Here is a 12,960-nt window from a genome sequence, read left to right as displayed (position 1 = left end):
GCGGCCGCTCCGCTCAGCTGCAGCCGCTGGTGGAGCCGCAGCCCTCGCAGAGGTAGCAGCTGCCCGCGCGGCGCATCTTGGTGCCGCAGGAGAAGCAGAGCGGCGCGTCGGCGTTCATGCCCAGCTGGATCTCCATCAGCTCGGTGGAGTTGTGGGCCTGGGCGGTGGCCTTCGGCGCCGGGGCGGCGACCGGGGCCGGGGCCGGGACGGCGACCGGCTTCGTGACGACCGGCACGACCGGGGCGGACTGGGCGAGGGTCTCGGTGTCCAGCTCCTCCTCCGCCTCCAGCGGCTCGTAGGAGCCGGTCTCCAGGTGGCGCTGGCGCTCCTCGACCGAGTGGATGCCGAGCGCCGAGCGGGTCTCGAACGGCAGGAAGTCCAGCGCCAGGCGGCGGAAGATGTAGTCGACGATCGACTGCGCCATGCGCAGGTCCGGGTCGTCGGTCAGACCGGCCGGCTCGAAGCGCATGTTGGTGAACTTCGAGACGTAGGTCTCCAGCGGGACGCCGTACTGCAGGCCCACCGAGACGGCGATGGAGAAGGCGTCCATCATGCCCGCGAGGGTCGAGCCCTGCTTGGACATCTTCAGGAAGACCTCGCCGAGGCCGTCGTCCGGGTAGGAGTTGGCGGTCATGTAGCCCTCGGCGCCACCGACCGTGAAGGAGGTGGTGATGCCCGGGCGGCCCTTGGGCAGGCGCTTGCGGACCGGACGGTACTCGACGACCTTCTCCACCTGGGCCGGGGCCTCGGCGGCGGCCTTCTCCTCGTCCTTCTTCTTGGCCGAGAGCGGCTGGCCGACCTTCGAGTTTTCGCGGTAGATGGCGAGCGCCTTGACGCCCAGCTTCCACGCCTCGAAGTAGATCTCCTCGACGTCCTCGACGGTCGCGGAGACCGGCATGTTGACCGTCTTGGAGATGGCGCCGGAGATCCAGGGCTGGATCGCGGCCATCATCCGGACGTGGCCCATCGGGGAGATCGAGCGCTCGCCCATCGCGCAGTCGAACACCTCGTAGTGCTCGGTCCGCAGACCCGGCGCGTCCACCACATTGCCGTGCTCGGCGATGTGGGCGACGACCGCCTCGATCTGCTCGTCCTGGTAGCCGAGGCGCTTGAGCGCACGCGGCACCGTGCCGTTGACGATCTGCATCGAGCCGCCGCCGACGAGCTTCTTGAACTTGACCAGCGCGAGGTCGGGCTCCACGCCGGTGGTGTCGCAGTCCATCATCAGGCCGATGGTGCCGGTCGGGGCGAGCACCGAGGCCTGGGCGTTGCGGAAGCCGTTCTGCGCGCCGATCCGCAGGACGTCCTGCCAGGTCGCGTTGGCGGCGGCCAGGACGGGGGCGTCGAGGCCGTCGAAGGAGACGGCGGCGAGCGAGGCGTCCGCGTGCTGCTTCATGACCCGCTGGTGCGGGGCCGCGTTGCGGGCGTAGCCGTCGTACGGGCCGACCACACCGGCGAGTTCGGCGCCGCGGCGGTAGGCGGTGCCGGTCATCAGGGAGGTGATGGCGCCGGCCAGCGCGCGGCCGCCCTCGCTGTCGTAGGCGTGGCCGGTGGCCATCAGCAGGGCGCCGAGGTTGGCGTAGCCGATGCCGAGCTGGCGGAACGCGCGGGTGGTCTCGCCGATCTTCTCGGTGGGGAAGTCGGCGAAGCAGATGGAGATGTCCATCGCGGTGATGACCAGCTCGACGACCTTGGCGAAGCTCTCGGCGTCGAACGAGTCGTCGTCGCGGAGGAACTTCATCAGGTTGAGCGAGGCGAGGTTGCAGCTGGAGTTGTCCAGGTGCATGTACTCGGAGCAGGGGTTGGACGCGTTGATCCGGCCGGACTCCGGGCAGGTGTGCCACTGGTTGATGGTGGAGTCGTACTGGATGCCGGGGTCGGCGCAGGCCCAGGCGGCCTCGGCCATCTTGCGGAAGAGCTTCTTCGCGTCGACGGTCTCGATGACCTCGCCGGTCATCCGGGCGCGCAGGCCGAATTCGGTGCCGTTCTCGACGGCGGTCATGAATTCGTCGTTGACGCGGACGGAGTTGTTGGCGTTCTGGTACTGGACGGAGGCGATGTCGTCGCCGCCGAGGTCCATGTCGAAGCCCGCGTCGCGCAGGGCGCGGATCTTCTCCTCCTCCTTCACCTTGGTCTCGATGAAGGCCTCGACGTCCGGGTGGTCGACGTCCAGGACGACCATCTTGGCCGCGCGGCGGGTGGCGCCGCCGGACTTGATGGTGCCGGCGGAGGCGTCGGCGCCGCGCATGAAGGAGACCGGGCCGGAGGCGTTGCCGCCGGAGGAGAGCAGCTCCTTGGAGGAGCGGATCCGGGAGAGGTTGAGGCCGGCGCCGGAGCCGCCCTTGAAGATCATGCCCTCTTCCTTGTACCAGTCGAGGATCGACTCCATGGAGTCGTCGACGGACAGGATGAAGCAGGCGGAGACCTGCTGGGGCTGCTTGGTGCCGACGTTGAACCACACCGGCGAGTTGAAGCTGAAGACCTGGTGGAGGAGGGCGTGGGTCAGCTCGTGCTCGAACACCTCGGCGTCGTCCGGGGTGGCGAAGTAGCCGTTCTTCTCGCCGGCGGCGCGGTAGGTGAGCACCACGCGGTCGATGATCTGCTTGAGGCTCCACTCGCGCTGCGGGGTGCCGAGGGCGCCGCGGAAGTACTTGGAGGTGACGATGTTGACCGCGTTGACCGACCAGAAGTCGGGGAACTCGACACCGTGCTGCTCGAAGTTGACCGAGCCGTCACGCCAGTTGGTCATGACGACGTCGCGCCGCTCCCAGCGGACCTTGTCGTACGGGTGCACGCCAGGGGTGGTGTAGATGCGCTCGATCCGCAGGCCGCCCTTGGGTGCCTTGCCGGCACCCTTGCCCGCGGCCTTGTCGGACTTCGACCCGCGCGCGGAACCGCTCGTGGTGTCTGTCACTTCTGTTCCTCCTCCTGGTTGGGCAAACGCCCGAAGTGCCCCGTAAAGTCCGGGCACGGCTGGTTCGCTCTTCCGGTGTGCGGCAGGCAGGGATCCTCACCCACCGCGCACGTTTTGTCATGGTCTGTGCGCCGTTTTCGGGCACACGTCGGCCCCGGGGGACCGAAGGGGTTGCGCCGACCCCGGAAAGGGGCCGGTGGAGGGGCCGGGCCGGTTAGGGCGCGGCGGCGGCGACGGGCACGCAGGCGCCGTCGGCCTCGGGGGCGGGCTGCTCGGCGCGGAGTTCCGCGATGGCGGCCTCGAAGTCTTCCAGTCCGTCGTACGCCTGGTAGACGCTGGCGAAGCGCAGGAACGCGACCACGTCGAGTTCCTTGAGCGGGCCGAGTATGGCAAGCCCGACGTCATGGGTGGTGAGCTCGGCGTTGCCGGTGGCCCGCACGCACTCCTCGACCCGCTGGCCGAGCTGGGCGAGGGCGTCCTCGGTGACCGGGCGGCCCTGGCAGGCCTTGCGGACTCCGGAGATGACCTTCTCCCGGGAGAACGGCTCGGTGACGCCGCTGCGCTTGATGACCATCAGGGCGGCCGTCTCCACGGTGGTGAATCGGCGACCGCAGTCCGGGCACTGCCGGCGGCGGCGGATGCAGCTGCCGTCCTCGGTGGTCCGGCTGTCGACGACGCGGCTGTCGGAGTGCCGGCAGAAGGGGCAGTGCACCTGAGGATCCCTCCTTGGCAGGACGTGCGGACTTGGTCGAGTCTATGCGATCCCGGGGCTCTGCGAGCAACCCGATCTTGAGGTCTCGACCACAAGTACTGGGCCACGAAGAGGACTGTAGCCACTACATCTAGGTTTCGGAGCGAAGGAGGGGCCCTGGCGTGTCGGCGCGGGCGATACCCTCGGAGTCGATTTCCGATCGAACATTTAATCGATGTACAACAAAGCCTTGATCGAGTCAGCCAACTCCCGAATAATTCACTCGAACGTGTGTTTGGCGCAACCTTTCGATACGAGGTGCGTTGGGCTGGAAAAAGGAGAGGACAGCCGTCGAGAGGGGCAGCCGTGAACGCCGTCGAAAGCAACACCATCCCGGTGCAGGAGCACTCCCAGCTCAAGGTGGGGCAGCGCACCACGAATCAGCAGAGTGTGGACATCAGCATGGACCGCAGCGAGGATCACCGCCCCACGGGCCCGGGCATTTCCGGGGTCGGGCGTGTTCCGGACCAGCCCATCGAACACTCCCCCGCCCTGGACGACGCCCACCCGGCGCCGACCCGTTCCGCGCCGGGCCGCCCGCCCGGCATCCGGACCGACGAGGCAGGCCTCACCGAGCGCCAGCGCCGGGTGATCGAGGTCATCAGGGACTCCGTGCAGCGCCGGGGCTACCCGCCGTCGATGCGCGAGATCGGCCAGGCCGTCGGCCTGTCCAGCACCTCCTCGGTGGCCCACCAGCTGATGGCGCTGGAGCGCAAGGGCTTCCTGCGGCGGGACCCGCACCGTCCGCGCGCCTACGAGGTCCGGGGCGTCGAGGTGGCCCGGCCGAACACCGCCGAGACGGCCGGCCGGCCGTCCACCTCCTACGTGCCGCTGGTCGGCCGGATCGCCGCCGGTGGGCCGATCCTCGCCGAGCAGACCGTCGAGGACGTCTTCCCGCTGCCCCGGCAGCTGGTCGGCGAGGGCGAGCTGTTCGCGCTCACCGTGCGCGGTGACTCGATGATCGAGGCGGCCATCTGCGACGGGGACTGGGTCACCGTCCGCCGCCAGCCGGTCGCCGAGAACGGCGACATCGTCGCCGCGATGATCGACGGCGAGGCCACCGTCAAGCGTCTCAAGCGCGAGGACGGCCGGATCTGGCTGATGCCGCACAACCCCGCGTACGAGCCGATCAACGGCGACAACGCGACCATCCTGGGCAAGGTCGTGGCCGTCCTCCGCCGGCTCTGACCGCACCACCCCGCCCGGACCCACAGGAAGGGGCTCCCCGCACAGCGCGTGGAGCCCCTCCGGCCTTTCCGGACGCCGACCCGGTCCCGCCCGGGGCCCGGATCAGCCCCGCTTCGGCACCGGCCGGACCGGCGCCGCCGAATCGTCGATCGCCGCCAGCGAGCGGCGCACCTGGTTGCGGTCCGTGGTGTACCAGAACTCCGGCATCGAGGACCGGAAGAAGCCGCCGTAGCGCTTGGTCTCCACCCGGGGGTCGAGCACCGCCACCACACCCCGGTCCTCCGCCGCGCGCACCAGCCGGCCCGCGCCCTGCGCCATCAGCAGCGCCGCGTGGGTGGCCGCGACGGCCATGAAGCCGTTCCCGCCGCGCTGTTCGACATCCTTCTGCCGGGCGCTCATCAGCGGGTCGTCCGGCCTCGGGAACGGGATCCGGTCCATCACCACCAGCTGGCAGGCCGAGCCGGGCACGTCCACGCCCTGCCAGAGCGACAGCGTGCCGAACAGGCAGGTGGTCGCGTCCGAGGCGAACTCCCGGATCAACTCGCCCAGGGTGTCCTCGCCCTGGAGCAGGATCCGCTGGTCCAGCCGCTCCCGCATCGCCTCGGCGGCCGCCTGCGCCCCGCGCATCGAGGAGAACAGCCCCAGCGTCCGCCCGCCGGCCGCGCCGATCAGATCGGCCAACTCGTCGAGCATGTCCGGCCGTTCAGGATCGCGCCCGGGATCGGCCAGATGCCTGGCGACGTAGAGGATGCCCTGCTTGGAGTACTTGAACGGCGAGCCCACGTCGATGCCCCGCCAGTGCGGCACCGGCTCGTCGCCCATGCCCTCCCCCGCCGCCTCCGGATTGTCGCCGGGGGTGCGGACGTCCGGCAGCCGGGCGTCGGACGGCAGGCCCACCGAGGCGGCCACACCGGTGAAGTCCCCGCCGAGCTTGAGGGTGGCCGAGGTGAGCACCACCGCGCGCTCCTTGTACAGCCCCTCCCGCAGCAGCCCGGAGACGCTCAGCGGGGCGACCCGCAGCGAGGCGGTGCCGAGGCCGTAGCGGTCGCTGCGCTCGATCCAGACCACGTCGTACTCGGAGTCCTGGAGCAGCCGGTCGGCGGTCTCGTGCAGGGACTCGGCGGCGGCCATCGCCTGCTTGCGCACGGCGTCCTCGTCGCTGAGCCCCTTGTCCCTGGTCTCGCCGAGGGAGGTGATCACCTGCCGGGAGGCGTCCCGGATCGCCGTCACGGCGTAGGCGAGGTACTCGGGCAGCTCCTCCACCCGGCCGGGCTGGGCGGTCTCCATCAGGCCGTGGTAGTTCTCGGCGGCGGCCTGCAGCGCGTCCACGGCCTTCTCGTTGGCGAGCCGGGCGGCCCGCTTGACCGTCCGGTTCACCGCGCCGACGGTCAGCTCGGCGGTGGCCGCCCCGGTGACCCGGTTGACCAGCTCGTGCGCCTCGTCGACGATCAGCAGCCCGTGCTCGGGCAGCACCGGCGCGCCCTCGATCGCGTCGATCGCGAGCATCGCGTGGTTGGTGACGACGACGTCGGCGAGCTTGGCCCGCTCCCGGGCCTTCTCCGCGAAGCACTCCTGGCCGTAGGCGCAGCGGGTCGCGCCCAGGCACTCCTTGGAGGTGACCGCGAGCTGGGCCCAGGCCCGGTCGGAGACGCCGGGGGACATGTCGTCCCGGTCGCCGGTCTCCGTCTCGTCCGCCCAGTCGCGCAGCCGGAGCACCTCCTTGCCGAGCTTGCCGGCGGGCCCGCCCAGCGCCTCGACCGGGTCGAACAGGCCCTCGCCCTCCTCGCCCGGGGTGCCCTCGTTGGCCCGGTGCAGGCACAGGTAGTTGGAGCGGCCCTTGAGCATCGCGAACAGCGGGCGGCGCCGCAGCACCGGGTGGAGCGCCTCCACGGTGCGCGGCAGGTCCCGCTCGACCAGCTGGCGCTGGAGCGCCAGGGTCGCGGTGGCGACCACCACGCGGTCGCCGTGCGCGAGCGCCGGCACCAGGTAGGCGAGGGACTTGCCGGTACCGGTGCCGGCCTGCACCAACAGGTGCTCACCGTGGTCGACGGCGTCCGCGACGGCCTCGGCCATCCGGAGCTGTCCGGGGCGCTCGACGCCGCCGACGGAGGCCACCGCGGCGTGCAGCAGCTCGGGGACACGGGCGCGGGGGACGGCCTCCGCCGGGGCGTCCGCGACGCTCCCGGCCTCGTCGGCGTCCTCGGCGGGGAGCTGGGATTCGGAGTCGTTCGTCATGACCCACCCAGCCTACGGGGCAGGGGTGACAATCCGGTCCCGGCGGCGGGGCACCCGGCCCGTCCCGTCCGCGGCGAGCGGGTTGGGCACGGTGCCGTGCCGGGCCGCGTGCGGGCGGTGCGGGCGGTCGCCGTAGCCGTCCAGCAGCAGTCGGTTGCGGTTCAGGCAGAGCCGGTCGATCCTCGGCCGGAACAGGTCGAACAGCGCGAACCGCTCGGCGAGTTCCGGGAACCGCGCCTGGTAGCGGTGGATCTCGGCCCGCAGCAGCGCCCAGAACTCCGCCTCGGCGAGGCCGGTCCCGGCCTCCAGCAGCGGTGCCAGATAGCGGTACACGCCGATGAACAGCCCGGAGTGCAGGAACTGGCACAGCCCCTGCGGGTCCTCGCGCAGCAGGACGGCGTCCACCTCGGCGGGCAGGTCGCGCAGCTCCGGCAGGTCCTGGTCGCTGAGGTTGACGTCGTCGACGAAGTCCTTGACCGCCAGCCGGACCGGTACGTCCCGCTCGTCGAAGACCAGGACGGCGTTCTCGCCGTGGGGGGAGAACACCAGCCCGTACCGGTAGAGGAAGTGCAGCAGCGGCGGCAGCATCGCGGCGAACAGCCGGCCGGTCCACTCGGCGGGGGCGAGCCCGGAGCGGGCGACCAGTTCGGCGGCCAGCGGCCGTCCGTCGCGTCCGGTCTGGAGCAGGGCGGCCAGGGTGCGGCCGCGCTCGCCGGGCGCCAGCGCCGGGCCGAGCGGCTCCCGCCAGATCGCGCCGAGCAGTTCCTTGTACTGGTAGGGGGCCTCGGGCAGGTCGCGGTAGACCGGGTGGTCGACGGTGACCGAGGCGATCTCGCCGAGCAGCACCACCCGGCACTCCTCGCGCAGGAAGGGGTCGGCGTCGCGCAGCCCGTGGATCCAGGCGGTGACGGCGGGCGCGGCCAGGGTGCGTTCGGTGGGCAGGCCGCGCCAGACCAGGGTGTTGAGGACGGCCAGCGGCAGTTTGACGGTGCAGCGCTCGGGTCGGCTCTCGTTGAAGAACGAGCGGATCGACTGCTGGGGCAGCCGGAGGTCGCCGTCGGTGCCGAGCGGCACGATCTCGCCGGAGGCGATCCAGGGGGCGAACAGCGGCACCACGGTCTCGTCCCACTGCCACGGGTGCACCGGCAGCAGCAGGTAGTCCTCGGCGGCGGCGCCGAGCGGGGCGCGGAGCGCGGCCGGGTCGTCGAGCTCCCGGCGGTACAGCAGCTCGGGGTCGGCGAGACCGGCGACGCCCCGGTACTCGGCGAGCCGGCGGTGCACGGCGATCCAGGGCAGCGGGCGCGGGCTGCGGGCCTCGGGGGCCCAGCGCGCGGCGTCGGCGGCGGAGAAGCCGATCCGGCCCTTGTTGGGGACGATCCACGGGTGGCCGCCCTGCCGGCCCTCCAGCTCGGTGTGGCCGAGGTCGGCGAGTTCGGCGGCGGTGAGGCCGGTGGCCAGCAGGTGGGCGTCGGCGATCAGGGTCGCGGTGAGCTCGCGCAGCAGGTGGCCGGTGGTGTCGCCGCGCAGCCCGAGGGCGTGCCGGGCGTGGACCAGGAAGCGCAGCGGGTCGAGGCCCTCGGGGTCGTCGCAGCGGACCGAGCCGGGGTCGACGAGCCAGCTCTCGTAGGCGACGCGCCGGGCGGTGAAGCGGTACTCGGCCGAGGGCAGGGCGAGTGTCCAGCCGTCCGGTGTCCCGGTCCCGGTCGGGGCGAGGAGTTCCTCGTAGGCGAACTCGCCGAGCATCTTGGCGAGCAGCGCGCGGCCGGCCCGCTGCCAATGGCCGGCGGTGAGCTGCGGCGGCAGGTACAGCGGCGGTTCAGCGGCCGGCGGTTGCGGCACGGGTCGGCTCCTGGGGTCGGGGGAGGGTGGTTGCGGGAACGGACGAAGCGGGGGCGGCGGTGGTGGGGGCGGGCGGGGCGAAGCCGGTCCAGGCGGTGCGCCGGGGCAGCCGGTGGACGGTCCGCCCGGTGACGGCGTTGAGGATCACCGCGGCCCGGTGGGCGCCCAGTCCGAGGTCGGGGGTACCCACCCCGTGGGTGTGCAGCTCGCCGTTCTGGACGTACAGCCCGCCGGTGAGTTCCGGCCGGGTGGCCACCCGGTGGTCGAGGTCGACCCGGTAGCGGCCGGCCGGGTCGCGGTCGATCAGATGGGCGAGCGGTTCCAGGGCGGCCGGCCCGGCCGCCCGGTAGCCGGTGGCGAGCACCACGGCGTCGGTGCGCAGCAGGTGCGCGGTGCCGGAGTCGGTGTGCCGGCAGTCGAGTTCGAGCCCGCCGCAGGGGCCGGGCCGGGCCTCGGTGACCTCGGTGCCGGGCGTGATCTCGACCGGCGCCGCGCCGACCGGCCGGCCGACGGTGCGTTCGTACAGCTGGTCGTGGATCTCGGCGAGGGTCTCGGCGGAGGCGGCCTTGTGCAGTTGCCACTGGGCCTCGACCAGGTGGTCGCGGACGGCCTCCGGCAGGCCGTGGAAGTACCGGGTGTAGTCGGGGGTGAAGTGCTCCAGGCCGAGTTTGGAGTACTCCATCGGCGCGAGCGCCCGGGTGCGGGTGAGCCAGCGCAGTCGCACGCCGTCGCCGTCGTGGCGGCGCAGCAGGTCGAGGAAGATCTCGGCGCCGGACTGTCCGCTGCCCACCACGGTGATGTCCCGGGCGCCGGCCAGGCCCTCGCGCCGGTCGAGGTAGTCGGCGGAGTGGAAGACCGCCGGGTGGCCGTCGAGGGCGGCGAAGGCCGCGGGGCGGACGGGCAGGGTGCCGACGCCGAGCACGACGTTGCGCGCCTCGACGGTGTACGTCCGGCCGGTGGCGGGCTCGCCCAGCTCGGCGCGGTAGCGGTCGCCGGTCCAGTGCAGGGCGGTGACCTCGGTGCCGAAGCGGCAGTTGGCGAGCCGTTCGGCGACCCAGCGGCAGTAGTGGTCGTACTCCCGGCGGGTGAGCTGGAAGCGCTCGCTGAAGTAGAACGGGAACAGCCGGTCCTCCTCCCGCAGGTGGCTGAGGAAGGACCAGGGGCTGGTCGGGTCGACCAGGGACACCAGGTCGGCGAGGAACGGCACCTGCATCCGCGCGCCCTCGACGAGCATCCCGGGGTGCCAGCGGAACTCCGGTCGCCGGTCGCAGAAGAGGGTGCGCAGCCCGGGGACGGGCTCGGCGAGCGCGGCGAGCGAGAGGTTGAACGGGCCGAGGCCGAGGCCGAGCAGGTCGTACGGTCCGGGCGGGGGGGCTGGGGTGTCCATGAGGCGGGTGCTGTCCTAGGCGGGGTGCGGGGTGCGGTCGCGGACCATCAGGGCGGCCCGCTTGTCGGGCAGGTCGAGTTCGGCGGCGAGCCGGAAGCCGGCCCGCCGGAAGGCGCGGACGGAGCGCCGGTTGCGGACGTCGGGCTCGGCGACCACCCGTTCGCAGTGCGGGCGCTCCCGCAGGACGCGGTCGGTCAGGGCCGCGAGCAGGGCGGTGCCGAGGCCCCGGCCGCGGCTGGCGACGGGCCCGAGCAGCAGGTGCAGTCCGGCGTCGTGCGGCCGGGCCGGGTAGTGCGCGGCGAGCGGGTCGAGGTCGGCGCGGTAGACCTCCCAGTAGCTCATCGGGGTGTCGTCGAGCAGTCCGAGGCAGGGCAGGCTGCGGCCGTCGCCGTCGAGCTGGCGGCGCAGGTGCTGCTCGGTGACGGCGGACGGGCCGGCGAGTTCCCAGAACGCGGCCACCTCGGGGTCGTTCATCCAGCGGGTGAGCAGGCCGAGGTCGGCGGGGAGCCGGACCCGGCGGAGCCGGAACTCCCCGGCGGCGGTGGCGATCGTGCCCCACCCCGCCGGATCGTCCGCCGGACCGCCGACGCCGGGGCCACCGTCCGACAGCCCGTCCACCGGCCCGCTCACGCGCCCGCCACCGGGTTGGGCAGCTCGATGTAGACGGACTGGGTGGCGACCGGCCCCACCAGCTCGTCCAGGCCCTGGATCCGGGTGAGCAGATTGGCCTTGCAGGGCAGCGTCGGGGCTTCGAGCAGCAGGCCCGGCAGCGCGGAGCCGGTGGCCCGGGCGGCGGGGCCGGCCAGGAAGCGCCGGAGCGCGGCCAGCAGCACGGCCTCGTCGGCGAGCCGCTGCGAGCCGAGGGCGCCGATCAGGCCGAGGACGTGGTTGATGCCCAGGTAGTAGGCGAAGTGGTGGTCGATCACCGGATCGTCGAGGAAGGTGTCGCTGCGCGCGCCGAGGCCGGGCAGCCGGGCGGTGAGCCGGTCGGTGGCGCTGTGCCGGTAGTAGTAGCCCTGGTTGTCGCGGTAGCGGCCGCCGTTCGGCCAGCCCTCGGCGTCCAGCAGGACGAGGCTGTTCTGCTGGTGGGCCTCCAGCGCGATGCCGGCCTGTCCGTCCAGCCAGAGCACGGGCAGGACGACGGCGTCCAGGTAGCGCAGGAACCATTCGGCGGCCACGGTCGGCAGCGGCCGGCCGGTGCGGGACGCGAGCGTGCGCAGCAGGTCGCCGAGCCGGGACCGGACGCGGCCGGCCTCGTCGCCCGCCCCCGCCGGGTGCGGCCGCTCGGCGACCAGCCCGGCCACGCAGTGGACGCGGTCGCCGGGGGCGAAGGGCTGGGCGCGCAGCACGGTGTCCAGTCCGCCGGGGTCGCCGAGGCCGGGGTGGTCGACGCCGATCCAGGCGGGGTCGCGGACGATGTCGAAGCCTGGGTGGGCGGCCCGCCACTCGGCGCCGAGGCCGCTCTCCAGCAGCCGGTGCATCTCCAGGCCCCGGTGGAGTTCCTTGCGGAGGTTCTCCCGGCGGGAGTTGGTGATCCGCAGGCCGAGCGAGAGCTTCAGCATCCAGGGGGTGCCGGGCCGGTAGACGGTGCGCACCGAGGAGGTCGGGTACCAGGCGGCGCCGGACGGGCCGAGGTCGTGCAGCCGGCCGTCGGCGAGCAGGGCGGCGACGGCCGGGCGGTGGGCCAGTTCGCGGGCCTGCCAGGGGTGCAGCGGCAGGGCGGCGGTGCCGGGCGGCAGCAGGGCGGGGTCGCCGAGGAGCTGGGCGGTGATCCGGTCGGCGCCCTCGGTGAGGGCGGAGCCGGCCGCGAGCAGCTCGCGGTCGACGGCGTACCAGTGCAGTTGGAAGGAGCCGTGCAGTTCCGGCGAGTAGGCGGCGCTCTGGGCGGGGCCGAGGCCGTCGCGGCTCTTGGGGGTGGGGTGCATCGGGTGGCCGAGCAGCAGGGACTGCTCGGTGGCGAGGAACTCGGAGCGCTCGGGCCCGCCGGGCGACGGGGCGGTGCCGGAGCGGTGGTGGGCGAGGATGTCGGCGGTGCGGACCACCGAGTCGGCGACCCGGGCGGCGAGGTCGGCGATCTGCCCGGGGTCGGGCCGGTCGGCGGCCGCGGCGGCGAGCAGGGCGGCGGCGGTGACGGCGTCCACCGGGGCCTCGTGCAGGTCTCCCGCCGTACCGGCCCCGAGGGTGGCCGGGCCGAACCGGTGCCAGCCGGCCGGCGACCAGTGCCGGACGGGGGCGGAGAGTCGGGCGGCGCCGCCGAGGACGGCGATCCGCAGATGTCCGTCCGGGCCGGGGGCGGCGCCGGTCTCGCGGGCCCAGCAACGCAACAGGGCCTCCAGCGCGGCCTGTTCGGCGGCGACGGCCGGGTCCGGGTGGAGCAGCCGGTCGGAGGCGACCGGGGCGGCGACGGCGGGGACGCCGACGGCAGGGACAGTGGTCGCGGGGCCGGCGGCGGGGGCCGCGGGGCCGGATCGGCCGGCCGGGATGTCGGGCGGGGCTCCGGTGAGGGCGGTGCTCAATGCTGCTCCTTGGTGCGCGTGGAGTGCCGACGCGCGTGGGGTGGAGAAAACCTGCGGGCGCTCGCACCGTCGCGTCAGGTAAGGGTTACCTATCCCTGACGGTTGATCACAAGGGCGCTTCACTCGTCCG

8 protein-coding genes are annotated in these 12,960 nt (G+C 73.1%); 1 reads left to right on the top strand and 7 read right to left on the bottom strand.

Annotated features, from left to right (window positions below; translation table 11 throughout):
- Positions 1 to 13: 13 nt before the first annotated feature.
- Positions 14 to 2,914, bottom strand: a complete 2,901-nt coding sequence (locus tag ACW14Y_RS27570) for a vitamin B12-dependent ribonucleotide reductase (protein ID WP_380301922.1) — start codon at positions 2,912 to 2,914, stop codon at positions 14 to 16.
- Positions 2,915 to 3,128: 214 nt separating this feature from the next.
- Positions 3,129 to 3,626: a transcriptional regulator NrdR gene (nrdR, locus tag ACW14Y_RS27565; RefSeq protein WP_360013707.1), complete on the bottom strand. Its 498-nt coding sequence runs from the start codon at positions 3,624 to 3,626 to the stop codon at positions 3,129 to 3,131.
- Between the two features lie 345 nt (positions 3,627 to 3,971).
- On the opposite strand from nrdR, the gene lexA reads away from it, so the two are divergent.
- Positions 3,972 to 4,853 carry a transcriptional repressor LexA gene (gene lexA / locus ACW14Y_RS27560; RefSeq protein WP_380301925.1) on the top strand — a complete coding sequence of 294 codons (882 nt, stop codon included), beginning with the start codon at positions 3,972 to 3,974 and terminating at the stop codon, positions 4,851 to 4,853.
- Between the two features lie 102 nt (positions 4,854 to 4,955).
- Here the strand turns inward: lexA and ACW14Y_RS27555 are convergent, their stop codons facing one another.
- From ACW14Y_RS27555 to ACW14Y_RS27535, 5 genes are read right to left on the bottom strand one after another with little or no spacing between them, the layout of a single operon-like run.
- A complete protein-coding gene (locus tag ACW14Y_RS27555) occupies positions 4,956 to 7,088 on the bottom strand; it encodes an ATP-dependent DNA helicase (protein WP_380385225.1) in 2,133 nt (710 codons plus the stop codon).
- Between the two features lie 12 nt (positions 7,089 to 7,100).
- Entirely contained in the window at positions 7,101 to 8,927 is a 1,827-nt protein-coding gene (locus tag ACW14Y_RS27550; protein ID WP_380301929.1) for an IucA/IucC family protein, read from the bottom strand.
- Positions 8,905 to 10,314 carry a lysine N(6)-hydroxylase/L-ornithine N(5)-oxygenase family protein gene (locus ACW14Y_RS27545; protein ID WP_456983687.1) on the bottom strand — a complete coding sequence of 470 codons (1,410 nt, stop codon included), beginning with the start codon at positions 10,312 to 10,314 and terminating at the stop codon, positions 8,905 to 8,907. Before ACW14Y_RS27545 ends, ACW14Y_RS27550 begins: the two co-directional genes overlap by 23 nt.
- A 15-nt stretch (positions 10,315 to 10,329) precedes the next feature.
- On the bottom strand, positions 10,330 to 11,049 hold the full coding sequence (locus tag ACW14Y_RS27540; RefSeq protein WP_380437254.1) for a GNAT family N-acetyltransferase: 720 nt from the start codon (positions 11,047 to 11,049) through the stop codon (positions 10,330 to 10,332).
- Positions 10,941 to 12,830: an IucA/IucC family protein gene (locus ACW14Y_RS27535; protein WP_419931210.1), complete on the bottom strand. Its 1,890-nt coding sequence runs from the start codon at positions 12,828 to 12,830 to the stop codon at positions 10,941 to 10,943. The genes ACW14Y_RS27540 and ACW14Y_RS27535 overlap by 109 nt, the downstream gene beginning before the upstream one ends.
- Positions 12,831 to 12,960: the final 130 nt, after the last annotated feature.

The organism is Kitasatospora sp. cg17-2 (assembly GCF_054031055.1).
Note: the sequence above shows the minus strand (reverse complement) of the source record. Positions and strands in the feature narration are given on the sequence as shown.

Excerpts from the sequence above, each read along its gene's own strand:
- ACW14Y_RS27545 (WP_456983687.1), bottom strand. The coding sequence starts at position 10,314 with ATGGACACCCCAGCCCCCCCGCCCGGACCGTACGACCTGCTCGGCCTC.
- ACW14Y_RS27555 (WP_380385225.1), bottom strand. The coding sequence starts at position 7,088 with ATGACGAACGACTCCGAATCCCAGCTCCCCGCCGAGGACGCCGACGAG.